The sequence below is a fragment of the Mesorhizobium sp. ZC-5 genome, from assembly GCF_025753855.1.
Lineage (GTDB): Bacteria > Pseudomonadota > Alphaproteobacteria > Rhizobiales > Rhizobiaceae > Neomesorhizobium.
The window spans coordinates 1-24,773 of sequence record NZ_JAOWPT010000016.1 but is presented as its reverse complement, the minus strand read 5'-3'; the positions used below and the strand labels follow the sequence as shown (position 1 = coordinate 24,773).

The 24,773-nt window shown below is 60.4% G+C and carries 14 protein-coding genes, 3 pseudogenes and 1 riboswitch; of the genes and pseudogenes, 6 read left to right on the top strand and 11 right to left on the bottom strand.

All coding sequences use genetic code 11. The features are described from left to right. The first annotated feature begins 6 nt into the window (after window positions 1-6). Window positions 7-1,692: an enoyl-CoA hydratase-related protein gene (locus OHD58_RS27195; RefSeq protein ID WP_263806763.1), complete on the top strand. Its 1,686-nt coding sequence runs from the start codon at window positions 7-9 to the stop codon at window positions 1,690-1,692. Between the two features lie 740 nt (window positions 1,693-2,432). Here OHD58_RS27195 and OHD58_RS27190 read toward each other — a convergent pair. The 6 genes and pseudogenes from OHD58_RS27190 to OHD58_RS27165 all read right to left on the bottom strand — a co-directional run bounded on the left by OHD58_RS27190 (window position 2,433) and on the right by OHD58_RS27165 (window position 15,639). After that, the gene (locus OHD58_RS27190; RefSeq protein WP_263806762.1) at window positions 2,433-3,302 is read right to left on the bottom strand and encodes a hypothetical protein; all 870 of its coding nucleotides are present in this window, start codon (window positions 3,300-3,302) and stop codon (window positions 2,433-2,435) included. Then, a complete protein-coding gene (locus tag OHD58_RS27185; RefSeq protein ID WP_263806761.1) occupies window positions 3,299-5,905 on the bottom strand; it encodes a S8 family peptidase in 2,607 nt (868 codons plus the stop codon). The genes OHD58_RS27190 and OHD58_RS27185 overlap by 4 nt, the downstream gene beginning before the upstream one ends. Then, entirely contained in the window at window positions 5,856-6,887 is a 1,032-nt protein-coding gene (locus OHD58_RS27180; RefSeq protein WP_263806760.1) for an AAA family ATPase, read from the bottom strand. Before OHD58_RS27180 ends, OHD58_RS27185 begins: the two co-directional genes overlap by 50 nt. 106 nt (window positions 6,888-6,993) lie before the next feature. Continuing rightward, entirely contained in the window at window positions 6,994-7,389 is a 396-nt protein-coding gene (locus tag OHD58_RS27175) for a helix-turn-helix domain-containing protein (protein ID WP_263806759.1), read from the bottom strand. Window positions 7,390-7,616: 227 nt separating this feature from the next. After that, window positions 7,617-7,944: pseudogene (locus tag OHD58_RS27170) on the bottom strand (IS110 family transposase); the annotation flags it as partial. A 51-nt stretch (window positions 7,945-7,995) separates the two neighbouring features. Further along, window positions 7,996-15,639, bottom strand: a complete 7,644-nt coding sequence (locus OHD58_RS27165; protein ID WP_263806758.1) for a shikimate kinase — start codon at window positions 15,637-15,639, stop codon at window positions 7,996-7,998. 1,199 nt (window positions 15,640-16,838) lie between these two features. On the opposite strand from OHD58_RS27165, the gene OHD58_RS27160 reads away from it, so the two are divergent. Further along, window positions 16,839-17,066: a hypothetical protein gene (locus OHD58_RS27160; protein WP_263806757.1), complete on the top strand. Its 228-nt coding sequence runs from the start codon at window positions 16,839-16,841 to the stop codon at window positions 17,064-17,066. A gap of 24 nt (window positions 17,067-17,090) precedes the next feature. Here the strand turns inward: OHD58_RS27160 and glp are convergent, their stop codons facing one another. The 5 genes and pseudogenes from glp to OHD58_RS30825 all read right to left on the bottom strand — a co-directional run. Beyond that, complete coding sequence (gene glp / locus OHD58_RS27155) at window positions 17,091-18,368, bottom strand: gephyrin-like molybdotransferase Glp (protein WP_263806756.1); 1,278 nt, start codon at window positions 18,366-18,368, stop codon at window positions 17,091-17,093. 47 nt (window positions 18,369-18,415) lie between these two features. Beyond that, a complete protein-coding gene (locus OHD58_RS27150) occupies window positions 18,416-18,865 on the bottom strand; it encodes a c-type cytochrome (RefSeq protein WP_263791801.1) in 450 nt (149 codons plus the stop codon). Window positions 18,866-19,266: 401 nt separating this feature from the next. Then, window positions 19,267-20,199 carry an SMP-30/gluconolactonase/LRE family protein gene (locus OHD58_RS27145; RefSeq protein ID WP_263806755.1) on the bottom strand — a complete coding sequence of 311 codons (933 nt, stop codon included), beginning with the start codon at window positions 20,197-20,199 and terminating at the stop codon, window positions 19,267-19,269. 20 nt (window positions 20,200-20,219) lie between these two features. Then, window positions 20,220-20,469 (bottom strand): annotated as a pseudogene (locus tag OHD58_RS27140) (ABC transporter permease); the annotation flags it as partial. A gap of 30 nt (window positions 20,470-20,499) precedes the next feature. Further along, window positions 20,500-20,760: pseudogene (locus tag OHD58_RS30825) on the bottom strand (sugar ABC transporter ATP-binding protein); the annotation flags it as partial. Between the two features lie 484 nt (window positions 20,761-21,244). On the opposite strand from OHD58_RS30825, the gene OHD58_RS30820 reads away from it, so the two are divergent. From OHD58_RS30820 to OHD58_RS27125, 4 genes are all read left to right on the top strand, one after another. Next, window positions 21,245-21,427 carry a Fic family protein gene (locus tag OHD58_RS30820; RefSeq protein WP_354494714.1) on the top strand — a complete coding sequence of 61 codons (183 nt, stop codon included), beginning with the start codon at window positions 21,245-21,247 and terminating at the stop codon, window positions 21,425-21,427. A gap of 188 nt (window positions 21,428-21,615) precedes the next feature. Continuing rightward, window positions 21,616-21,732: riboswitch (TPP riboswitch) on the top strand. A gap of 104 nt (window positions 21,733-21,836) precedes the next feature. After that, complete coding sequence (thiC, locus tag OHD58_RS27135) at window positions 21,837-23,672, top strand: phosphomethylpyrimidine synthase ThiC (RefSeq protein WP_263806754.1); 1,836 nt, start codon at window positions 21,837-21,839, stop codon at window positions 23,670-23,672. Next, window positions 23,669-24,670 (top strand): glycine oxidase ThiO, encoded by a 1,002-nt coding sequence (thiO, locus tag OHD58_RS27130; protein WP_263806753.1) that lies wholly within the window; start codon window positions 23,669-23,671, stop codon window positions 24,668-24,670. The genes thiC and thiO overlap by 4 nt, the downstream gene beginning before the upstream one ends. Then, the coding region (locus tag OHD58_RS27125) for a MoaD/ThiS family protein (protein WP_263806810.1) at window positions 24,639-24,773 on the top strand (135 nt) is incomplete at its 3' end. The genes thiO and OHD58_RS27125, both read left to right, overlap by 32 nt.

The following is a 24,773-nucleotide window of genomic DNA, read 5'->3' as shown; positions in this document are numbered from 1 at the left end:
GTGCCGATGCGCATCCTGCTCCTCTGCCATAGCTTCAATTCTCTGTCCCAGCGCCTGCATGTGGATTTGCGCAGAGCCGGGCATGACGTGTCGGTCGAGCTCGATATCCATGACGACCTGACGCGGGAGGCAGTCGCGCTCTTCTGCCCCGATCTGGTGATCGCGCCGTTCCTGAAGCGGCCGATTCCGGCCGATATCTGGCGCAAGACGCTTTGTCTGATCGTCCATCCCGGCATCCGGGGCGACAAGGGACCGAGCGCGCTCGACTGGGCGATCCTCTTTGGGGAAGCCGTGTGGGGCGTGACTTTGATCGAGGCGCGCGAGGATATGGATGCGGGGCCGGTCTGGGCGTGGCGCGAATTTCCGACGCGCCGGACACGAAAATCCAGCCTTTACCGCCATGAAGTGACGGAAGCGGCAGTCGGCTGTGTCCTGGAGGCGATCGGCCGCATTGAGGGGCAGATGGGCGCTCAGCTGCCGGCAAACTGGGGCAAGGGCTCCACCCGGCCCGCCTGCCGCAAAGCCGACCGCACCATCGACCCGATGCTCCATACCGCCGAAGAAGCACTCAGGATCATCGATGCCTCGGACGGTGATCCCGGCGCGCTGATGACGATCGCCGGACAACCGTTCCTGGTCTTCGATGCGGCGGTCGCGGCGGGACTTTCCGAACGACCGGGCATGCTGATCGGCAGCTCGGGGCGGGCTGTGGCAATGGCCTTCCGTGAAGGCGCGCTCTGGATCGGCCATCTTCGTCAGCCGGGAGCAAGCAAATTGAAGCTGCCGGCGCTTCATCTTCTCGAAATCGAGGCGGGCCATCTGCCGGTGATCGATGGCCCCCACCCCTGCCGCTATCATGAGGAGAACGGCGTGGGTTTCCTCGAATTCCAGTTCTACAATGGTGCGATGTCGTCCGAGGATTGCGCTGCCCTGCGCGAAACGATCGTCGAAGCGAAGGCGCGTGCGCTGCCGGTGATGGTGCTGGAAGGCGATGCGGATTGCTGGTCGAACGGTATCCACCTTGGCATCATCGAAAACACCGAGAGCGCCGCGGACGAATCTTGGCGCAACATCAACGCAATGAACGATCTCGTGCGCGAAATCATCGATTGCAACGATTGTCTGGTGATCGCCGCCGTGCTCGGTAATGCCGGTGCGGGCGGCGTCTTCCTGTCGCTTGCCGCCGACGAGATCTGGATGCGCGAAGGTGTTGTTCTCAACCTGCACTACAAGGACATGGGCAATCTCTACGGCTCGGAATACTGGACCTACCTGCTGCCAGCCCGCGTCGGCGAAGAGCGTACCAAGCGTGTAACCCAGGCGCGGCTGCCGATGGGCATCGATGAAGCGCTCGAACTGGGACTCGCCACGTGCCGCCTGCCCGGCGAGATGGAAATCGCCCGCGAGGAGATCCGTCGCAAGGCCGCCGCCTTGGCGGGATCGCCCGACATTGCCGCTCGAATCGCCGCAAAGCGGCTGCGTCGTGCCCGGGACGAGGCGATAAAGCCGCTGGCTGCCTATCGTGTCGAGGAATTGCAGCGGATGCGAAACAACTTCTACGGTTTCGATCCCAGCTATCACATCGCGCGTCACAACTTCATCCACAAGACGCCCAAGTCGCGCACGCCGGTTACCCTTGCCGTCCATCGCGACAAGAGGGCCAGCGCTGACCGCGGGAGGAACAGGCGATGACAAATCGGCTCGCCACCATAGAAACCGAGATCCCACTGACGCGCGCGTGCAGATCGATCACCGCGTGCTGGTCCTCTATCCATCGTGCGAGGGAATGATGCACGACGAGTGCATGGTTGGCGTCGGGGGGCGTCTGACCGCGATGTCCCTGCTGATGCCGTATTGCACGCAACCGTCTATCAGCGTCTTGAGTTGGGGGTCGTGCGCAACTTTACGACCTACGGCCCGTCCTGCGCCGTTGCGCAATCACTCCATTGCCGGGAAGTACTTTCCTCCAATCAATCCCCCATCATACAACAGCAGCTTCCAGCGACTCAAGTCGGGACTGAGGCGCTCGGCAGGTGGCAGACCATTGGCACGACATCGCGAAACGATTCGGATCTTCCCTGGATCGCCGACGCGTCCAATCAGATGCGACGCCAGCCTTCATGAGATAGAGATTTCCATCAGGCATACAGGCCAATGCTATCATCATAGCTCCCTCGCCATGGATTACCCAGGCTACGATCAGCTTAAGGGAAAACATTCCGAATGCTAAAGGATTGACCTTGCAGGCGGGCAGCGATGGACCTTGTCTGCGACACCCTCGTCAGATGGCCACAGTCGCGGTAGATGCGAGGCGACCACGACTCCTACTTCCTGGACTTCATGACAGCGGACTCGGTCTTCAAAAATGGTTGACGCGTCTCGAAAACCGCAGCAAGACCTTGCCATCCCGTAATTCGCCGCTTGCCCCCGACTCAACTGTACCGCGATACGCCAAATACCATGTAGTTCCACGCTGGCGGTGCCACGCCACTATCCATGCGGGCCACAATCCGATTGGTATTGGCATCCCATTTGTAAAGGGACCAGTCCCAGTTGTAGACGGAGCCCGACTGCACAACAATGTAAGAACCGCAGCGCAGCCTTGCCGACGTCGAATTAGATCCAAAATCCAGACCAAGCGAGAAGGTGTGAACCTGCCGATTCTTGTTTCGGCTGGCCGCCATTTTGACGACTCCTTCAGCCAGTTTTGCGAAGGGCCTAATCGCAGGCTGAACAGCATCGAGCAAGGAAAGCCCCTGCTTGAACGTTTCGCTTCCGAGCACTTCGAGAACAGTGTCATCATACGAGCTACGGACGTTAACCGTTCGCCCCTCAAAACTAATCCCGTTCTGCCCGGCTGTTACACCTAAGAAGACAGGCAGAGACGACACTGAAGACCCTTGCTGGTCTCTCGCAACACAGGTGGTCGCGAACCGAAGTTCCTCGACCACACCCTGAGCCTGGTTCTTTCCGGCGAACTCGCAGAGAATACGGTGCTCACCTCCGCCCGGATAGTTTTCGACAAAGAAGCGATCCAGGGTAACCTTCAGTTTGGCATCCTTGAGACTTTCGTCCGCCTCGACGCTGCTTACGGGGACAATATCTGTCGAACCAGGCTCGAGAAACCCGTACACCGCATCCGTTCCAAGATAGACATATCTATCGAAGATATATCCCTGCCCCCCGGGTCCGCTCCCGGAAATCGCCATCGCCGCAGCGTGATCTTCAATTTCATACAGATACACCGCGATGTTGTTGGGCGTCTCGCTACCCAAGCTCAAATCCGGAGAAAACACTGTCATTGCCTCAACCTCACACGTGGAGCACGTACCCTGCTTGCAATGGCAGCACGAGCTTCTTGATAGATATCTGACCGGATCGTGTCGGCGACTTCGATCGTGACTGCGAGAGCGTACGGGACTTCTATCTGATTGAATGAGGATACCGACGCTTGACACTGAATACCGATCTCGAGGTCCTCGCCAACGGCAAATGGAATTGCCCTAGCCCCCTCGTAGATGGAATGGATAAGGGTCCCCTTCGAAGCGGTGCTTGAAGGCGGCTGCAGCACGTCCTTGCGCGCCACTCCGGACCAAAGATTCAAGCCTCCATCCGGTCCAGTAAGTTCAAGCTTAATGGCGCGATAGTTGCGTGCCTTTGGCCGTATCGGTGCAACCCATGCCAGCGTGGCAGTGATGCGTCGGAGGTCCGTTCTACTCGCAAGCTCGCTTGGCAGCGGGATTCGAAAAACGTCTCTCCTGCCGTGTTTGATCTCGGCAAAGCCCAGCATTGTGACGCGCTTTGAAGAACCCTCGATTATCCGGTCGACTTGCGTTTCACCGAATCCTATGAACCGAGCAATATTGGATCGGCGACGGCTCCAGGCATTCCCTTCCGTGGGAGGACAAATTCCTTCAAGATGTCGGCCGATTTCGCCCCATCCGCACCCATGGGCAACAAGGCACTTGACGATAGCCGGCTTGCACCTCAACAACCCCGGCGAAGCCGGTGGAATGATATCTTCGATAGCATCGACTATCTGAATCGCTGCGCGTGTCGCCAATGCGGCGGCATTGCTGGTTCCAGTAGAGCGTTGCGTCAGGTCGCGCCGCGCTCCGAATTTGTCGGGAGCCGCAGCCCGTTGACCGACTTGCGCCACCTCTTGTCCTGACACTCTAAACGGCGGTCCGGCTGACGGGCGGACAGCTTGGCGTCCGCCCGGAAATACCAGATCTGGTTTGACAGACCTGGCGACCCCGAGGCCTAGCCCAGACCCAACATTCGCCATTCGGAAGGAACCGTACGGATCGGTGGCGCCTGGCGGAAATGGTTCTGACGAGCAGTCATGGTGAAGCGCACCCACGGTGAGAGCATTGATCGATTCCGCAGGGCTGAGCATCGTCCTGTGGTTCTTCCACCTTTCCAAGGCCGTAAGCAACGCGTCGCGTCGTTGCTGTGGCCTGGCAGCTCTAAAGGCGGGAATGTCGGTGAAATCAGGAACCTCAAAGCCTTCATAGACGTTGCCCGCGCTCACCACGAACAGCAGGTTGTGCTTGCCTGCGAGATGATCGAGCAGCTTTGCCCAATGGCTCGGACGAGAGATGAAAGGTGCGTTTGCGTCTCCAAGGGAGTGATTTATCACGACCACTTCCTGCCCGGGCGCAGGTTGGCCCGGCAGCCCTTCCTTGATCGCCTGGACTGCTCGGTAAATGACGCCGATTGGCAGACGAAGGGGCGGGGTTCGCTCGTTGCCTCCATTTGGGTCGGTTGCAAGAACCGGAACGACGAGCAGCCTCCTGCCGAGACTTGGTTCCCCACCGTCCAAATCTCCGTGGAGAATGAGCGATGCCATCTGAGTTCCGTGATGGCGATGACGTATCGAGGCCATGCTCGGATCGATGTCGACCGGAAACACGTCTATGCGGTCCGCCAGCAGTTCGTGGTTCTCGATAGGGAAACCGTCAAGCAGAGCAGCGACTGGAGCGCGCGCGTCCGTTGGATCCAGATACCGCAGATCCTCTATCGGAAGGGGGGCCCGTTCCTCGACAATTGGCTGGATTCCGAACGATTGCGGCCTAATGCTCATGATCTGATGGGCTTGCGCGAGCAAACCGCTGCGTTCTGTCATCTCACGAACGCGCACCGCAGGCATTTCAACCAGAAGTGCGTGATATGCTGTTTCCGCGAGGTCAAATGCATCCTGGACAGTACCGGAGTGGGCTTGCACAAGTTGCGATATCGCAAGCTGCCGTGCTTGCCGCACCAGCGGATCCGACGAGAACCAGATATCAAGCTCCAGAAGTACATTTGCATTGGGCTGACTTGCGAGACGCTTTCGCAGATACGCAAGCGTCCGGTCATCCAGGCGATCTTCCACACCCCACGGCCTTATGTTCTCCAAGCGGTCGAATATTTTCCACCATTCCCCGAATCCATAGGGAGCGCTTGCATCGCTGCGGTACAGGTCCCAGTACTTCAACAGTTCCGCTAGGGATTCCACGCTGGGCATCGAAACATATAGGCGGGTGTCCTCGATGGGAGTTGCTGCGTCTTCCGGACCGTCTTCCTCCCCCTCTTCCTCCGCAAACGGATCGTCGGAATCCTCAATTTCTTCGGTGAGCCAGGTGAGTCCTATACGGCGAGCTTCGCGCTCGAAATCCTTAAGGGGTGATTTCAGTTCGAAGACGAGCGCGCGATCAGGCGCAATAGCGGTGGCGTCCGATGTAAAGCCGCCCTGCTCGGCGATGCCGCTCAAAACCGTGCGGATGCGTTCGAAACGGCCACCAAGGCGTCCTCGCTGCTGCTCTGGAGAATAGGAAGGCCTTTGGCGGCCGTCTGCCGTGCCGGGTATCCGCTTAATCGTGCTGGTGGAAGAGATCAGGAGAATCGGTCGATTGGCTGCCATTTACTTTATTGACTCTCCTCGCAGCACGCAGGCGCGCACTCCACTTCCGCACTGTCTGGTCAAATACTTTCGAATAACTTGGATCTTTCGTCAAAATAAGCCGACGCTTTATGTCAAGGCTGAACAGCTCAAGATCTGAGTAGTTTACTCCGGCAAATGCAGCAACAAGTTTCTCAACAGGAACGTCCTCACCCGCCCCAATGTCGCGAATAAACGACTTAAGCCATCTTTGGACCTGCGCCTTGCTGGGCAGAGGCAGCTCGAAATGAATCTCGAACCTCCTCCAGACGGCCCGATCGAGAAGCTCCGGGTGATTCGTCGCACAGATAACAAAAACGTGGGGTGGCAACGAATCCAATTGCAGCAGCAGCGAACTTACGACGCGCTTGATCTCCCCAGTCTCATGGATATCCCCCCTCTCCTTGCCGATCGCGTCGAACTCGTCAAAGAAAAGAACGCAGGGAGTTGTGGCCGCATATTCCAGGAGATCGTTCAGCTTTGCTGCGGTCTCACCGAGATAGCTGCCAACTATGGAATCGTACCGCACAACGAACAGGGTCAAGCCGAGTTCGCTTGCGACCGCCTCGGCCAAACTTGTCTTACCTGTGCCTGGAGCCCCCTGGAGCAGCATGGTGTGCCGAGGTTCTATGGAGTAGGAGCGCAGCAGTTCGAGTTGGCGGTGCTCTTCCACGAGATCATTCAGTTCGCTCACGACGCCCGTTGGCAACAGCAGGTCCCGAAAACGGCGCTTCGGCTCGATCTGGTGAAACAGCCCGCGAACATTGTCCGGCACTGAGAAGCGCGCGCTTTGTCCGACATACCCCATTTCACGTCCCTCAATGAGACTTGAAAAGCGTTTTGCGAGTGTATGCTGCTGTTTAGCGGCCGCTTCTTCAGCCAACGCACGAACCGTCCGCTTCAGTCCTGGGCCGTCTCCGGCAATGCCTGCGTGGGCAAGATTTAAGATCAGATCGCTTCGCATTTTCTCACTCCGCCAGCCTTGGCAGCGTAGATTGCCCTAGCCCAATTATCCATATTAGGCCTGCATCGGATAGGGCCAAGCTCGTCGATACAGAATTTTTAAGAAATCACTGATCCGAATGCCCATGGGTGCTCTCCCGCAATGCCGCTACACTTTCAATAAATCGCAGCAATCTCTGCGCGTCAGATGGCGTTTTGTCCCAGACAGCAATTATGGCCTCAGCGAGCAACCTCCCATGCTGGCAGCTAGCGGAACTGTCGGGATTGACTGCAAGGCCAAGCGCGTTGCAAATTCGCATCGTATTCTGACTAACCGTGCGGAAACGGCCACGGCATACTCGACTGACTTGGCTTACATGCACACCCGACTGACGCGCCAAATCTGCGCAAGATAGCTTGCGTTTCCGACGCTCCGAGTCGATCTGCGTGGCGATCTCAATTGGATTGAATTCAATCACGGACATAAGGAGAAGAATATCAGATAATTGCAAATTGGCAATCATCTGATGGGTTTCCTAATATCAGAGATCAACACAAACACGCGTCCGACGGTTTCAAAATGCGCTTGGCTGCGTCGTCTCATTCCTTGGGGTGTGTCGTTGTGGGTACAGGGACTTCGGCCAAGCGCGGTGAGACTGACTAGATCGGCCAATGAAAGGCATCAACATGTCCGAAAGCATCCCTTCCACAGCACAAGGCACCTAGCCTCATGAGCAGCGTCCGGTGTCTAGATCTCCGTCAGCTCACCGGCACGGAACAGCCGGGCAAGTTTCTCGGCATCGCGGAGGTTCGTCTTGACCCGATCGCCAGGCTTGCGCGGGATCAGAGAAGGAGCAATCACGGCGCACTCATAGCCAAGCGCCTCGATCTCCCGCTTCAGACCGTATCCGGTGGGTCCAGCCTCATAGCAAAATTTCGATTGTACACCCGGGCGTCCGAGCTTACGGACGAGGCAGCGTACTGGCGCACTATCGGAGGATATCTCTCCGACATATCGAACCTCGCCGGTACGCCCGCTCTCGGCTAGCAACAGCACGCCGATCCGTCGAAACATCCAATCCCCCGCCGGCGAGAGCGCCCCAGCCAGCTCCATCAGCCCGAGCGCGTCATCAAATTCGCGCGAGCCGCTCCTGGAGTGCCTGGCGATCGGCGACCAGATTGTCGAGGTGCAGGGACTCGCGCCGCAGCCGCGGTTCTTGCGCCAACCGTCGAGCCAGCTCCCGCGTGGCCTCCAGCATGAAGACGCCGCAATCATAACCGTTGTGCTGTTTGGCCATGCGCACTGGCCGCAGGCGGGCGCCCAGCCTTGCTGCGAACTCCGTTGCAATGGGGCGGTGGTACTCTCCCAGCGAGTCGTAGTGATAGCCGACCGGGTTTTCCCGGTCGCGGCGATCAACGAGCAGCAGCGACCAGTGGCTGCCACTATCAGGAACGCCAGCACGGCCATCGTTCACTGGCAGGAACAGGAAGTCGGCCGTATCCTCCTCATTCTGATTATGGACTATGCGCTGGAATTCGCCGAGTGCATCGCGCTCGGGGATCAAGCGCAGTTGATATGATATGAGGGGATCCACGAGGCGCGTCCGGGCAGCCAGATCCGGAGAACGTCCCTGCAACTCCTGGCCCAGGAGCCCGTAATCCGCAGTGATATGGGCGTCGGTCAGCCAATCGGTGGGGCCGAGCGCCGGCCGATCCTGCGGTGCGCTGCCCGAGCCAGAGGCCGGTTCATCCGTCTGGGCAACTCGAGCGTGAGGGGTGGGAAGAATGCGCCCGTCCGGCTCCCGCGCCGTGGAGGTGGGCTCACCGTTGACAGTTTGCGCTCCTGGCACATGTATCCGATCGGCTTCCTGTCTGGCAGGGCCGCGGTCCACGCCCGCCTCGGGGCACAGGTGGGCGTGCAGGGCGCTCACGCATGGATCGACGTTCTTTCTATCTTGTTGGTGGGGTGGGACGACGGTGATATCGGCTTGTGCATAAAACGGCCTGCGCTCGCTCAACAGTCTGGCGATCTTCTGCTCCGGGTTGGGGCCTTGCAGCAGCGGGCGGCTGGTATCGTTCCTGGTGCGTTTTTCGATCACGTCGAGCCTGGTGTCGAGCCAGATCGAGACCGCTTTCTCGCCGATCAGGTGACGGCTCTGCTCACGCATGAACGCGCCGCCACCGGTCGCGATCACGGCAGGCCCTTTCTGGAGCAAATCTGCGATCACACCTGCCTCCATGTCCCTGAAATACGCCTCGCCATTGGTAGCGAAAATCTGCGTTATCGAGGTGCCGGCCTGCTTCTGGATTATCTTGTCGGTATCGACGAAGGGCAGCCGCAGCCGCCTGGCGAGAGCCGGGCCGATGCTGGATTTTCCGGCACTCGGCATGCCAACCAGCACGACCGGCCGTCCATTGAGGGCGGCAAAGATCTCCTTTGCGACCGGTGACCTGGCGGTCTGGGGTGGTCCTGGCTGTTCGGCCGCGCGCACCCCAAAGCTGGCGAGACTGGTTCCGCCCGTTGTCCCCTCTTCGGTTCCCCAGTGGGGGATGTCCATGGCGCCATCGGGGGTCGCAACTTGCTTGCAGGCTCCTCGCACGCGCTGGACGAGTTCACTGGCCTTTTCCAGTCCATCCCCGCCTGCTTGCTGCTGAAGCGCGAAAAGCTCCTTGTAGGTATCGTGATTGTCAATCTTGGCCTGGTAACTGCCTGGCGTGTGGAACTCCAGCTGGAAGCGGTAACCATCCGGCGTGGTGAGCACGCTCTGGATGCCGACAAAACTGGGATTCCGCGTTCTGAACCAGTTGGTGGTCTGGAGTTCGGAGTAGCCCCGCTCATCGAAGGCCAGCATGGCTGCCTTGAAGGCGCGCGTAAAATCCTTGTCAGGGACTTCGAAGACATGGCGCACGGCGCTGCTGAGCAGCTGTACATCGCTGCTGCTCGGGGCGCTTATGCCGGTGAGATGGGCTGTCATGGAGGCTGCCGACTTCAAGCGGAGCTTCATATGAGGCATGTTCACCTGGATGCCAGCTGTTGCCAGGCTGGTGGCCACGTCGAGCGCTGCCGCGGTGATTGCCTCTTCTTCCTCCCTGGCGCGGGCAGCCTCAATGTTGGCGCGCCGGGATGCCTCCTCGCGGCTCAGCGTCATCGTCGCGCCGTCCGCGGTGCCAAGGTGCAGGCCAGACGGTTTGGGCAAAATGCCCTGCTCCGCAGCGAGCTTGATCGAGGTCTCCATGATTGAAGCCGTCAGCGTGGGATTGTCCTTCAGGTCCTCCAGGGTCGCATCGACATCGAGCCTGCCCCGGTTGAGGGTCGCAGCCAGACCCTTGACGTAGGGCACGGCCTTCAAGCCCGGCGTCTGATGCAGCAGCCGCTGCAGCTCCTCGCTCTTCTTCATGAACAGGCGGGCGCCAGTGTCGGATTTATAGGCGTCGGTGCCGACCTTGACGCCGAGGCTCAGGAGATTGTTTGCGCTTTCGACGAGGTCGTCGGGATTGTAGCCATCCGGGCGGGGATCGATGCGCGCAGGACAGTGGTTGAGCAAAAGCTGGACGAGCTCGCGTGGCTGGGGAGTTGCCGGGTAGGCCTCAGCCAGATCCGGGAACAGGGCGCACAGCGCAGCGCTGAGCCCTGGGTTTGCGTCGTTCACGCTTTCGACTGTTTCGGGCCGGCGTTGCTCATCCGGCTTGACCGCCCATGCCTCCAGGGCGGAAATGAGCAGAGCGGCCATTTCGCGGGCGACCGGATGTCTGGCAACCTCGATCTCGTGTCTCGCAGTGTCGAGTTTGTCCTGGATATCCTGCCGGCTCGCCTGTTCCTGGTCTAACAGCTCACGAAGGCCGTGCCTGAGCTCGGGGTTGACGCCCTCGTAGGTGCCAAAGATGGCACGCTCGGCAAACCATTGTCGTGCCTCATGGGGCTGCGCCAGAAAGTTTCGCTGCAGGCTGGTATAGGTTTCCAGGACGTTCTGCGTGGCAGCCAGGATCTGGCTGGCGCGGCTGAACTGGTAACGCTCGCCGTCGATGGCCGGAGTGTGCGACTTCGGCGGCTTGAGCGAGCGCAGGCCGCGCGCCTGCTCCTTTTGATCGAACTCGCGCACATGCTCATAAAGCCGCGGCCGGTCGCCGAGTATGATGACGGTGTCGCCGTCGAAGTCGCCGTCAAGTTTTTTCTGTTCACCGGTCGGCACGGCAACCAGCGACCCCGGAGCAAACACCTCCGTCGCCTGCAGGATGCCGACGCAGTCGAGCGAGGTGTCCACCGTGACCCGGTCCTTGCTCGTGGTCCAGCTCGAATGGCTCTTGACGTCCTCGGCCGACATCACCAGCCCACGCTCGGCATAGTCGGCCGGCCACATCTCGTCGGGGACCACGATCAGAATGCCTTTGGCAAAGAAGGTCGGATCGGCGGCGGCCAATTTCTCCCCCGACTTCTGGGCGACATTAAAGCTGTATTGGATGGCCACGCACTGATCCAGGAACCCTGCCGTCGGGTCCCCGTCAACCGCCGACCTGACCTGCCCGGCGGCAAACGGGCGCAGGTTCGGCTTGTCATAGGGCGAGCGGCCGATCAGCACGCCGTCCCTGCCCGTCAACGTCTCGCTCTTGAGCGTCGGCACGTGGACGCGGCCATCACTGGACGGCACGGCGACCGCGCCGGGACCGTCGATATGTCCGGTCGTCACGGTGCGAAACAGCTCTTCGGACGTCAACGCGCGCCCTTGCTGGCTCTCGAGCCAGGTCCTGGCCTTCTCGCGCGCCTCATCCGCCACCAGTTCGCTGCGCGGATAATGTTGCAGTGCCGAGGCAGGAAAGGACGATCTCCTTCCCTCACCAAAGGCAGCCATCCGATCGGAGCCGTTCCGGGGACCGGCCCGGCGAACAGCTGGCATGAGCGCGGCCAGCGAGGCCTTGATGAAGCCGCAGCCGTCATGCGGCTGCAGGGCGATCGGACCTGCCTTTCCGGTCAGCTTGAAGGGATGCTGTTCATTGGCCGGGCGGTCCGGCAGCAGCAACAGTTTGAAGGCGCCTTCCACGGCGTAGTCGTGAGGCCCCAGACCCTGGATGGCCGGTGGCGCGGCAAACCCCCGGCGCTGCGTGTAATAATAGGCCTCCTTGAACGGAGCCCAGGCGCGCGACAGCCTCTCGAAGTCCGTGCCCGCTGCCGTGTCACTATAAGGAATGGCCAGCAGCTTCCCCCCGGACGGCTCGAGTCGCCCGCCTGGCTGACGCGACGCGATCTGCGCCAGCGTCAATCTCGGCGGCTTCAACTTGCTGCCGCCAAACAGGTCCATCCGGTACGGCACACCCTCGACGGTGAGCGTGCGCGTCAGCATGAATGTGCTGGGCTTGCCTGGCAGTTGCACCGCGACCACCTTCACCGCCCCCGAGGTCAGGCGATGAAAAATCGAATATCGTGTCTCGGCCTCCGTGGCCACTGGTCGCCCCTGCATGTCCACCACCGGCAACTGCATCAGTCCCGCGTCACCCTGCGGCGGTCTGGGCTCGTGATCCATGGTTCGCAACACCTGATGCACGTCGAAGACCGATGCAGGATGCTGGGCGTGGACGGTTGCCGCATTCTGCTCCAGGAATGAATCTACCGCATCCAGCGGGTTATCGGCCTCGATTTCCGCGATCACGTTCCAGCTCATGTTGGAAAGATCGCGCTCGATAAGATCGCGGGTGCGGCCCAGGATGCCTCTGGTCTCCCGCTGCAACTTCTGCTGCCTGTTCCGCAAAACGAACCTGTCGCCCTCGACATAGGGGCGTCTATAGAGTCTCTCGAGGACCGCACGGGTCTTCAACACTTGATAGATCGACAGGGCGGGACAACGGCTCGAGCACGGTCCACGGGCCCGTTCGGCATCGCTTGCGTTGAGGTGCGCCTCGATCTTTTGCTCCACAACGGGTTGGATATCGTTGAGCAGGTTGAGTGCCTGCCTGCGGTGCCAGCGCAGCTGCTTGTGCGGGCTGCGCGCCAGCGGCAGCAGAGCGGCGCAGAGATTACCCACGGTTTCCAGGTTATTCTCGGCGGCAAATCCCGGCGCTCGATGCAGTTCCTGAAGGCGATCCAACCCCGTGCGTGCGAGCAACCCGAGATCGTCAACCAGCCGGGCCTTCGCCAGCGCTTTGAAAATGTTGGTGATCGTCAGAGCGTTGGCCTGCTCCAGGCGATCAGTGGCATAGTGAAGGTGGTGGGCGAGCTTGTGCAGCCGGTCCTTCAGCAGAGCGGTCTCATTAATCTCTCCGGCGTCCTCTCCCTTCATGACGCCCCGCGCCAAATCATTGGCGATAGTGCCAAGCGCAGCTGTGGTAAAAACTCCGAATCGGAGGCTTGCCGAGCCGAGTCTGTGCGCGATGTCAATTATCGCCTGATGGCACGCCGCCTCTTCCGGCCACTTGCTGAACCCGTTTGACAGGTTCGCCATGTCCTGGGGAGTAAATTCAGAGAGTTGGTCGGCGCGGCGAAGCATCTCACCGGCGATCGCGACCGTGGCTTCGCGACAGTGGGTCCCGTCGAGCCATTTGCTGAAGCCGTTGACCAGGTTCGCCAGGTTCTGCAGATTAAAACCAGGGAGCTGGTTGGCGCGGCGGAGGACCTCACCGGAGATCGTGGCTATAGCCTCGCGACACTCCGCCTCTTCCGGCCACTTGCTCAAGCCGTTGACCAAGGTCGCCAAGTCCTGTGGAATGAAACCAGAGAGCTGGTCGTCGCAGCGACAGACCTCATCGGCGATCACGACAGTGGCATCGCGCGAGCTCTCCACATGCGGCCACTTGCTGAAACCGTTCACCAGGTTCGCCATGTCCTGCGGATTAAAGCCAGAGAGCCGGCCGGCGCGGCGGCGGACCTCCCTGGCGATCGCGCCTGTTGCCTCGCGACAATCCGCCTGTTCCGGCCATTTGCTGAAACCGTTCACAAGGTTCGACAGGTTCTGGGGAGTAATGCCAGATAGCTTGTTAGCGCGGCGAAGCACCTCACCGGCGATCGCGAGCGCGGCGTGACGCGTGTTCTCCTCTTGCGGCCATTTACTGAAGCCGTTCACCAACGTCGACAATTCCTGCGCATTAAAACCGGGCAGCTGGTCGGCGCGGTGATGGACCTCACCGGCGATTTCGGCAGTGGCGCGGCGATGGACCTCAGCGGCGATTTCGGCGGTGGCGCGGCGACAATCCCCCGCTTCCGGCCACTTGCCGAAGCCGTTTACCAGCGTCGCCAAAACCTGCGGGCTAAAACCAGACAGCTGGTCGGCGCGCCGACTAACCTCACCGGCGATCGCGGCTATGGCCTTGCGACACTCAGCCTCTTCCGGCCACTTGCTAATGCCATTCACCAGGGTTGCCAGATCCTGCGAAACAAAACCAGACAGCGGGACATCGGCATGACCGGCGTGGCGGCCGACCTCACCGGCGATCGCAACTATGGCGCCGCGACAGTCCTGCGGCCATTTGGCCAAGCCGTTCAGCAGGATCGCAAGATTCTGAATGCTGAAATCAGAGAGCCGGTCGCGACGAAGCAGCTCGCCGCCGATAACGACTGCGGCTTGGCGACACTCTTCCGCTTGCGGCCATTTACTGAGGCCGTTCACCAACGTCGACAATTCCTGCGCATTAAAACGGGGCAGCTGGTCGGCGCGGTGATGGACCTCACGGGCGATTGCAACTGTGGCGCCGCGACAGTCCTGCGGCCACTTGCTGAAACCGTTCACCAGGGTCGCCAGATCCTGCCGAGTAAAATCAGACAGCCGGACATCGGCACGACCGGCGCGGCGGCCGACCTCACGGGCGATTGCAACTATGGCGCCACGACAATCCTCCGGCCACTTGCTGAAACCGTTTACCAGGTGCGCCAATCCTTGCGAAGTAGACGCAGCGAGCCGCGCATCGGGGCGGCCGGGGCGGTGAATGATCTCGATGGCGATAGCAACTATGGCGGGGCGACAGTCGTCCGGCCATTTGGCGAAGCCGTTCACCAGGTTCGCCAATTCCTGCGGATTAAAACCAGAGAGCTGATTGGTGCGGCGAAGGACCTCACGGGCGATTGCGAGCGCGGCTCGGCGCGTGTTCTCCTCTTGCGGCCATTTACTGAGGCCGTTCACCAACGTCGACAATTCCTGCGGTTTAGATCGAGAGAGCTGGTCGGCGCGGTGATGGACCTCACGGGCGATTGCAACTATGGCGCCATGACAATCCTCCGGCCACTTGCTGAAACCGTTCACCAGCAGCGCCAGGCTCTGACTGTTGAGTTCTTGAAGTATGCTTCTGTCGTCGCGGCAGACTTTGGCGATTCTGATCATGCCATTGCGGCATTCCGCTATCGGGGAATGCCGGCCAAACGATGATGACAAGAGCGAAAGCGCCTTGGGGTCGACTTGGCTGATTAGCGCATGATCAAGCTGCGCCACCCGAGCTGCCATGGCTCTGCAGGCTTCTTTACCCTCCTGCCCTCCAGCCTCCCGGCTCACTGCGTTGCATGTTGTGGCATACCCCCATGATTTCCAGGCGTCGATATCTTGCTCCAAGTTTGGGAGCAATTCACGCGTGAACCGGACGGCCGCCTTTTTCAGAAATATCGCGTGGTTCGGGCCGTCCGCTCTTTGCAGCGCCTTATCATGCTGCACCACCGCAGTTGAAAATCGAACGATGCCGCGGGCGTCATTAATCTCATGCAAGGCGGCATTCAGTTGTTCTTGCGCGATTGCGTTTTGGCTGCCTTGAGCCGAGACATCATCGGTACGCCACCTTCCTGCTCCTGCATTCAGGTTGGACACGGTTTGCCGACGGGGTGGTCGCCCATCTGCTTGCGAGCCTCCGGCGGCCTGATCGCCGCGCCAGGGCTCGCCGTCGGAATGCCAGGGGCTTTCTTCTGGGGCTGGCGCGTCATCCTCCAGCAGCCAGGAAGATGGACGACGACGCCCAACCGCACGCGGCAAAGCCCCAGGGATCACAGGGGGGGCAACTGAGGAGCTGGCAGGCCTGTCTCGAACGGCATCATCGGCAAGCGGCGGGCTGCGAACGGAGGACGTCCCTTCATGTTGAGGCTCAGAGCGCATCCGCGCCACGATGGAAGCGAACGATGGGCTGCCTGTTCCAGGGGCAAAACCTGATTCCGGGCGTGAGTTGCTCGATCCCCGCGCGTTGTCGGCTCTCGAATCCCTAATATGCGACTTCCCGCCTCGGCCAATGCCTGTCACTATCCATCTCCGATGACCACTTAATTGGAAGCTTCGCGTTCGCGGCATGACAACACAAACCGCACGTGCCCCTCGGCAACCTCGCTCCGCTCATTCCAATGCATCCAATAGGGTCACCCTCAACGACGGACGACACCATCGATCTTTCGCCCATAGCGCGGTCATCCTTGGCGAGGACGCGCTTTGATCCTGCACATAGCCTCCGTTGCTGACATACACCTGACTTGCACCCGCCGAGACAAGGACATTGCAATGCGCTGGTCCTTTACTGATGTAGGCTCGCGGGCTTTGACGCCCCGGCGGTGATGGCGCTGGGGGCTGGGCAGAAGATGTCGTGCTGCCCCTCACGTGATTTTGTTCCCGAATGCCCCAGCAAAAATGTTAACCGCAGCCAAGCCAGAGCAAGCGTATCGGATGTCCCGGTCCGTAATCTGGCGCGCCTCGCATTCGGCAGAGGCAGACGCGTCGACGAAGATCGGCAATATGCACCGCATTCACCATTCCGAGACTTGCCAGGCGTGGCAACTGATCGTTTACGCGGCACGATTGCCCGCTTTCAGGATTAGATAAACGAAGGCGAATAGCCGCTTGAGCAATAATCAGTCTGTGCCGCAGTCTCGGGTGGCTCTTGCCATGGCGACGCAGCGTGCCAACCGATCCAGGGTGGATGATTTTTTTGATGACAATCCCTTTCGGCGGAGTCATCTTCGCCTGTCGGCGGGTTCCTCGTCGCCACGTTTTGTTTCGTTCAAGATCTCAGCCCGCGGGAGGCCCAGATGATTGATCGTCTCAACCTTGACCCAGCCCTCTATCCGAGCGACTTGGAAAGTCTGAAGTCGGTTTTCGACCAGCTTTGCCAAGAGAGCCATATCCAGCCAGGGTCTCCAGAAGCCGAGAACGTTGCCTCTGACCTGGTTCGACTTTTCCAGGATGGACTTAGCGACGAGACCTGCCTGCTCATCGCAGCTCGGGCGCGGCATCAGGATTTGCGGCGGGCAGGCTGACCTTCCCTGCAGGCTCGCCAAATGCTAGGCCCCAAACGGCTCGTAGCGTAGCGGCATTCTGTTTGTGATTTCGGCGGCCTCAGGCGGCAGGAGTGCAATCCCGTCTGCCAGCGCAATGGCCATGAAACTGGCCGGGGATCCACGTTCAAGCATCTCAAGCACAGGTTCACCCGTTTCGGTGCGGCCGGAAATGCGGACAGCCACAAACTCGGTTCGGCCTTGCCCCTTTTTGTGGTTGAAGCCAGCCACCGCCGAGAACCACTGTGGCTGGGTTTCTGTAAGGCCGGCCAACTTTCGCAGGGCGGGCAGGACAATCTGCCGGAACGCCATCAGCGCCGCGTTCGGATTGCCCGGCAACCCGGCAAAAACCGTGTTCCCGATCCTTCCGACTTTCAGTGGCTTGCCCGGCCGCATCGCCACCTTGAGGACGTCAAGGTCGGCACCATGAGCCTGAACGGCCGCCACCATATGGTCTTCCTCGCCCGCCGAGACCCCGCCTCTGGTAACCAAGGCGTCACAGGACGTGACGGCGCGAGCGACAACGTCCGTGAGGAGACCTAGCCTGTCAGGGACCATGCCGAAGTCGACGATCTCTGCCCAAGGACAGCCCGCCAACAACGAACTGAGCATGATCTGATTGGAGTTGTAAATCTGACCGTGTTCGAGGGGTTCACCCGGGTTTTTCAATTCGGTTCCGGTCGAGAGCAGTCCTATCCGGATCTTTCGAAGCACCTGGACGTCGACGATCCCCACCGCTGCCAACAAGGTTAGATCCCTAGCTGATAGGCCCCTGCCCCGCCTTACCAGTTCCATGTCGACGCCGACGTCCTCGCCAGCAAGACGGATGTGACGGCCACGACGGGGCCGCTCGCATATCGTCACGACATCGCCAATTTGCTCGCAGTGCTCTTGCATGACCACAGCGTCGAAGCTCGGCGGAACGGGCGCTCCCGTGAATATTCGAAGTGCAATTCGTGGGTCGAGGTTCTCAAGAGCGCGTACGTCGCCGGCGACCACCCGTTCAGCCACAGGGAAGCTCCAAGGCCCTTCCCTCTCGAAATCCGCCGTTCGAACGGCAAACCCGTCCATGGCCGAATTGTCGAACGGAGGCAGCGGAATGGGCGAGTGTATATCGGCCGCGCAAACCCGCCCCAATGCTCCGGCAAGCGAAACCGTTTCCCTGTATCGAACAGGTTTGGCGAGCGCGATGGCTTTGGCTACCGCCGTCTCGAACGGGATAGCTTCGCCACTCTGCCCGGCAGAACAGTCGGCTTTCAAAACAGGTTTAAGCGCGTGAAACACGATCGCTCCTCCCTTGCGCTGTGCTCAAAACGCATGGCCTAATGTTTCTAACCTGACACACTCTTGAGATAGGCGATGACGTTTTTGACGTCGTCGGGATTCTTGAGGCCAGGGAACCCCATTTTATTGGCCGGCACTTTCGCCTTGGGGTTGGCCAGATATTCCATCAGGTTCGGCTCATCCCATACGAGGCCCGCAGCGCCCATATCCTTCATGGCTTTCGAATAAGAATAGCCAAGGGCGGTCCCTGCTGTCCGGCCCACGACGCCTTTCAAGGATGGCCCGACTTTGTTCGCTTCGGTATCAGCGTTGTGACAGGCAGCGCACTTTTTGAAAACCGCCTTGCCGCCCTCGATATCCTGGGCCCGCACAACCGGAGGCAGTAACGCCAAAACTATTGTGGCACCAACGAACAGATATTTCACGTAGGAACTCCCCCGTCCTCTCCTTAGACATTGAGGGCGGCCGATGTCGCCCAGCTTGCTCCAGCGATTCATGCGTTTCTCCCATTTGGCGAAATGCCGTTGCAAACAGCTCTGCAACGCTTGTGCCAACCGTAAAAGCCGGCGATTTCACTACGGGATGCGAACGGACCCCGCCTCCAACTGCCCACTAGGTCCGAAATGCGACCATGCTGCGCTGCCGAAGGTTCAGGAAGTCGAACAGCCCAAGGTCCCGCTCATTGCTAGACCGGGCCTGCGTTGTGAAGTGCTTGACGTGCAAAACAGAGTCCCTTTGGCCCGGCGGCAGAGCAGAGCCGGTACCGTGATTGCGATCGTCAGGGCGACGGAAGATTTCTGGAATGCTCTGCGTTGCATCTTGGTACCTCCCTTGGGCTCAGAAAGATTGCATGGCCTTCCGGAACTCGACTTCCACGGGGCTTTGCACCGGCGCCAAGTCACTGACTGATGCCGGCCACCGGGCCCAGACCGGCGGGATGCGCGTTGACATAGATGGAATAGAGCGACGTCTGGGCAGTGATGTAGAGGCGGTTGCGCTTCGGACCGCCGAAGCACAGGTTGGAGACGATTTCGGGAACCAGGATACGCCCGATCAGCGTCCCGTCCGGAGAGTAGACGCGAACCGCATCGGCGCTGGAGGCCCAGATGTTGCCATCGCGATCGACGCGGAACCCGTCGAAGAATCCTGCTTCGCATTCGGCCAGGGTACCGCGCGGGCGCAGAGAGCGGCCGTCCTCGGCGACATCGTAGATCTTGATCGCGCGCGGCAGCCCCTGAACATGGCTTGCGCCGGTATCCGACACATACAGGATGCTCTCGTCTGGTGAGAAAGCCAGGCCGTTGGGCTGAATCAGATCGGTGATGACGGCGCTCACCGCTCCCGATGCCTCGTCGAACCGGTAGACATGGGAGCCGCCGATCTCTGGTCTGGCAATCATGCCTTGGTAGTGGCTATCGATGCCGTAGACAGGGTCGGTGAACCAGATCGTTCCGTCGGATTTTACCACCACATCGTTCGGCGAATTGAGCCGCTTGCCGTTGACGGTTTCGATGAGGGAGCGCCAATGCCCATCATGCTCGAGCCGGGAAATGCGTCGAGCGCTATGCTCGCAAGCCACGACGCGGCCTTCCGCATCGAGCGTATGGCCGTTCTGGCTGTTGCAGTGCGTCTCGAAGACGCTAACGGAGCCATCGCCTTCGTCGTAGCGCAGCAGCCGGTCATTAGGGATGTCCGACCACAGCAAATGCCTTGCGGCCGGGATATAGACCGGTCCTTCCGCCCAACGGCTACCAGTCCACAGCCGTTCGAGCTTGGCATGCCCGATCGTCAACTTTTGGAACCGATCGTCCAGAATCTCGTAATCGCTCATATCATAATCCAGGATGTGTTCTATTGGTCACTTCGAAGGTTGCGCAGGGGCCCAGCCTTGCGGGCGACGGCGCGCTTGCGCTGGGCGTAGCCAGCGATGCCGATGGCGACGAGCAGCCCCACGCCGTTGAACAGGGGGCGACAAGGAACGAGCCCGCCAAACTGCTGGCTGCAGGAAATGTGCCAACGGCAACGATGATGATGCCGTTCATCGTGCCCAGACATTGACGCGCCCGGGCTTGATGGTGGTCGAGCCAAGAAAGGCCCCGACGGCAAAGCCGCCATTTCGCCGCGGGTTTCGATCGATTGGCCGGCCAACGATCATTTCCACCAGGTCATCCGCCCTGGTGTCAGCGACCTTCTTCTGGTTGACCAGCCTGCCGTCGCGCAGCACGGCGACGCGGTCGGCGATGCGGAAGATATCGTCGAGACGATGCGAGACATAAATCATGCCACGCCGCGCTGCTCGAGCGGGCGGCTGGCGTCGAGAACGCGCTCGACCTTCATCGGCAGGAAAGTTGGCCGACAGTGATTGAACTCTCGCTCTACGCGCCAGCCTACGTTGAGGGGAGGAACTATGCCCATAACGAACCCTGTTGGGTCTATCATATTGTCTACTTTCCTTCATTTCAGCCATGCGGGTCGTACAAGGAAGCCTTCACTGCCTTGTACCCGAGCAAGCCAAAATTCGTGCCACTTTGACCGGCTCTTTCGGACTGGCCGTCGGGCAGCGAGGATATTGAACTGCTCGGCGATCAACAGACTGCGATTGTAGGCATACCGCCCTGTCGCTTGCGCATCATGTGGGTCATCTAGATTCCAGAGAGGATTACCACGGCGCTCGCCCGCGACTTAGGCCGTGTGGACTCATTAGACCCTACAGGAGTTCGCCATCGCGGAACGCATGGACGATGGTACTCAAGTCGCTTCATGCAGGCGTCGCAATGCGATGCAAAATTGGCGATGCCGAAGGGCTCGATCCTCCCGATTTCGGTGTTCCCCTTTGACCTCCCAAGGCCCGGCTTATACCGGGCTTCTGGCCAGATGTGGCGCAGGTAGCCAAGCCGGAGTTCCTCGGCCGGGATGCGCGTTGGCGCCTCAAGTGGACCCATCCATTTACAGATGGCAATGGGCGTACTTCAAGATCTGTATCTTACGCTCTCCTAAGCATGAAGCTTGGGTATGTTCTACCGGCGCCCGACGATCCCAGAGCAGATCGGGGAAGATAATACCCGCTACATAGATGCGCTCGCTGCCGTTGATGGAGCGGAAGACGTTGGTGGATGGAGTGGATGATCCGCCATGCTTGCAAATCAGCTTATGTCCGTGATCGACGCTGCCGGACCAATTAGACGACTGAGACACTGCCCCCGGGCCGAACGCGCTTGACAACATGGCGCCAGCCAGTTCAATTCAGCGCATTCACCAGGGGAGTCCCGGCAAGGGGCTGAGATACTGCTGGCTTTCGCGGCGCAGTGACCCGTTGAACCTGATCCAGTTCATACTGGCGTAGGGACGGTGCAAGCGCTTTGCGGGAGTTGACGCCCGAAGACCTGTTTCGGAAGGCCAACCAAAGCGTCTTTTCATCCTTCCGGCACAGAACTGGGTCTCCAATGCAATGAGCAACGGAGCCTCAAGATGAATGCCCTCACCCCCACCGTGTCGACGGGACCACTGCCCGCCTCACGGAAGATCCACAAGCCCGGCGTCCTCCATCCGCAGATCAGGGTGCCGCTGCGCGAAATCACCGTCCATCCGACGGCGGGCGAACCGCCCGTCACCGTCTACGATCCGTCCGGCCCCTATACGGACCAGACTGTCGAAACCAGCATCGAAAAAGGCCTTGCCCGACTTCGCCAGGAATGGATTACGGCGCGAGGCGATGTCGAAGCCTATGATGGCCGCCATGTCCGGCCCGAAGACAATGGATTCGCGGTGGGCGAGCGCCTGACTCCGGAATTTCCCGTTTGCAACCGGCCGCTCAGGGCCAAGGCCGGCAAGGCGGTGACACAGCTTGCCTACGCGCGCGCCGGCATCATCACGCCCGAGATGGAGTTCGTCGCCATCCGCGAGAACCTTGGACGCGAGATTTTACGCGGCAAGCTGCAACGCGACGGTGAAAGCTTCGGCGCATCGATACCGGATTTCGTCACGCCCGAATTCGTGCGTGACGAGGTGGCGCGCGGCCGCGCAATCATTCCCGCCAACATCAACCACCCGGAGAGCGAACCGATGATTATCGGTCGCAATTTCCTGGTCAAGATCAACGCCAACATCGGTAACTCGGCCGTCACCTCCTCGATGGCCGAAGAGGTCGAAAAAATGGTCTGGGCGATCCGCTGGGGCGCCGATACGGTGATGGACCTGTCCACCGGCCGCAACATCCACAACATCCGCGATTGGATCGTGCGCAACTCGCCGGTGCCGATCGGCACGGTGCCGCTCTATCAGGCGCTCGAGAAGGTCGGCGGCATCGCCGAGGACCTGACCTGGGAGGTGTACCGCGACACGCTGATCGAACAGGCCGAACAGGGTGTCGACTATTTCACCATCCATGCCGGCGTGCGGCTGCACTACATCCCGCTGACCGTCGACCGGGTCACGGGTATCGTCTCGCGCGGTGGGTCGATCATGGCCAAATGGTGCCTGCACCATCACCGGGAAAGCTTTCTCTACGAGCATTTTGCGGAAATCTGCGACATCTGCCGTGCCTATGACGTCTCCTTCTCGCTCGGCGATGGTCTTCGTCCCGGCTCGATCGCAGACGCTAATGACGCGGCGCAATTTGCCGAACTGGAAACGCTCGGCGAACTGACGCAGATCGCCTGGGCAAAGGATTGCCAGGTGATGATCGAGGGTCCCGGCCACGTGCCGATGCACAAGATCAAGGAGAACATGGACAAGCAGCTCGCTGTCTGCGGTGAAGCCCCCTTCTATACGCTGGGGCCGCTGACGACCGACATCGCGCCGGGCTATGACCACATCACCTCAGGCATCGGCGCTGCCATGATCGGTTGGTTCGGCACCGCCATGCTCTGCTACGTCACGCCCAAGGAACATCTCGGCCTTCCCGATCGCAACGACGTCAAGATTGGCGTGATCACCTACAAGATCGCAGCCCATGCCGCCGATCTGGCGAAGGGGCATCCGGCGGCGAAAATCAGGGATGATGCCCTTTCCCGCGCGCGCTTCGAGTTCCGCTGGGAGGATCAGTTCAACCTGTCGCTCGACCCCGAAACGGCGCGGTCCTTCCACGACCAGACCTTGCCCAAGGAGGCGCACAAGGTGGCGCATTTCTGCTCGATGTGCGGACCGAAATTCTGCTCCATGCGCATCTCCCACGACATCCGCGCCGAGGCACAGAAAGAGGGCATGGCGGCAATGGCGGCGAAATACCGCGAGGGTGGCGATCTCTACATGGCGGCTGACGAGACCGGCGTACCGCTCATGCCAGAGGCGCCGGAACCGTCATGAGGGTGCTTGTCAAAGGGGCCGGCGTCGCCGGCCTCACCGCCGCCTTCGAGTTCGCCACTCGCGGCGTGTCGGTGACCGTTACCGAGACCAGGCAGACCCTTGGCGGCAATGCATCGTGGTTCGCCGGCGGCATGCTGGCGCCATGGTGCGAGCGTGAAAGCGCCGAGCAGCCGGTGCTGGACCTCGGACGCAACGCCGCCGACTGGTGGGATGCGGTACTGCCGGGTCAGGTGACACGGGCCGGAACACTGGTCGTGGCCATGCCGCGTGATGCCGGTGAGCTTGACCGGTTCGCCAGCCGCACGTCAGGGCATCGGCGTGTCGATGAAGATGAAATTGCGATCCTGGAGCCCGACCTCGCCGGCCGCTTCCGGCGCGGATTGTTGTTCCCCGATGAGGCTCATCTCGACCCGCGCCAGGCGATGGCAGCACTTCATGACAGACTCGCGGCCATGGGTGTCAAGTTCCGCTTCGGCGCCGACGCCAGGCATGGTTCCGGTTTCAATCGCCAGATCGACTGCACGGGTATGGGCGCCGTCGACGACAGGCTGCGCGGTGTTCGCGGCGAAATGCTGATCCTGCGCACCGCTGATATCTCGATGTCGCGACCGGTCAGGCTGCTGCATCCGCGCTTTCCACTCTATGCAGTGCCGCGCACCGACCACAGTTTCATGATCGGCGCGACGATGATCGAGAGCCAGTCCGCCGGACCAGTCACGGCGCGTTCGATGATGGAGCTACTGGGTGCCGCCTATGCCCTCCATCCGGCCTTTGGCGAGGCCAAGATCGTTGAAACTGGTGTCGGCGTTCGTCCAGCCTTTCCCGACAACCTGCCGCGCGTCGAGGCCCGTGGAACTACCGTCGCGATCAATGGACTCTATCGCCACGGTTTTCTTCTCGCCCCCGCCATGGCGCGCCAGGCTGCCGACCTGGTTTTCAGTCAAGACAGAACCAAGGAGCTCGCTCATGAAACTGACCGTCAACGGCGAAGCGCATGAGGTTGCCGCCGCCACGCTGGCCGAACTGCTTGCCGCGCTTGACTATGAGGGCGATTGGCTGGCAACGGCGGTCAACAGCGACCTCGTGCACAAAGCCAACCGG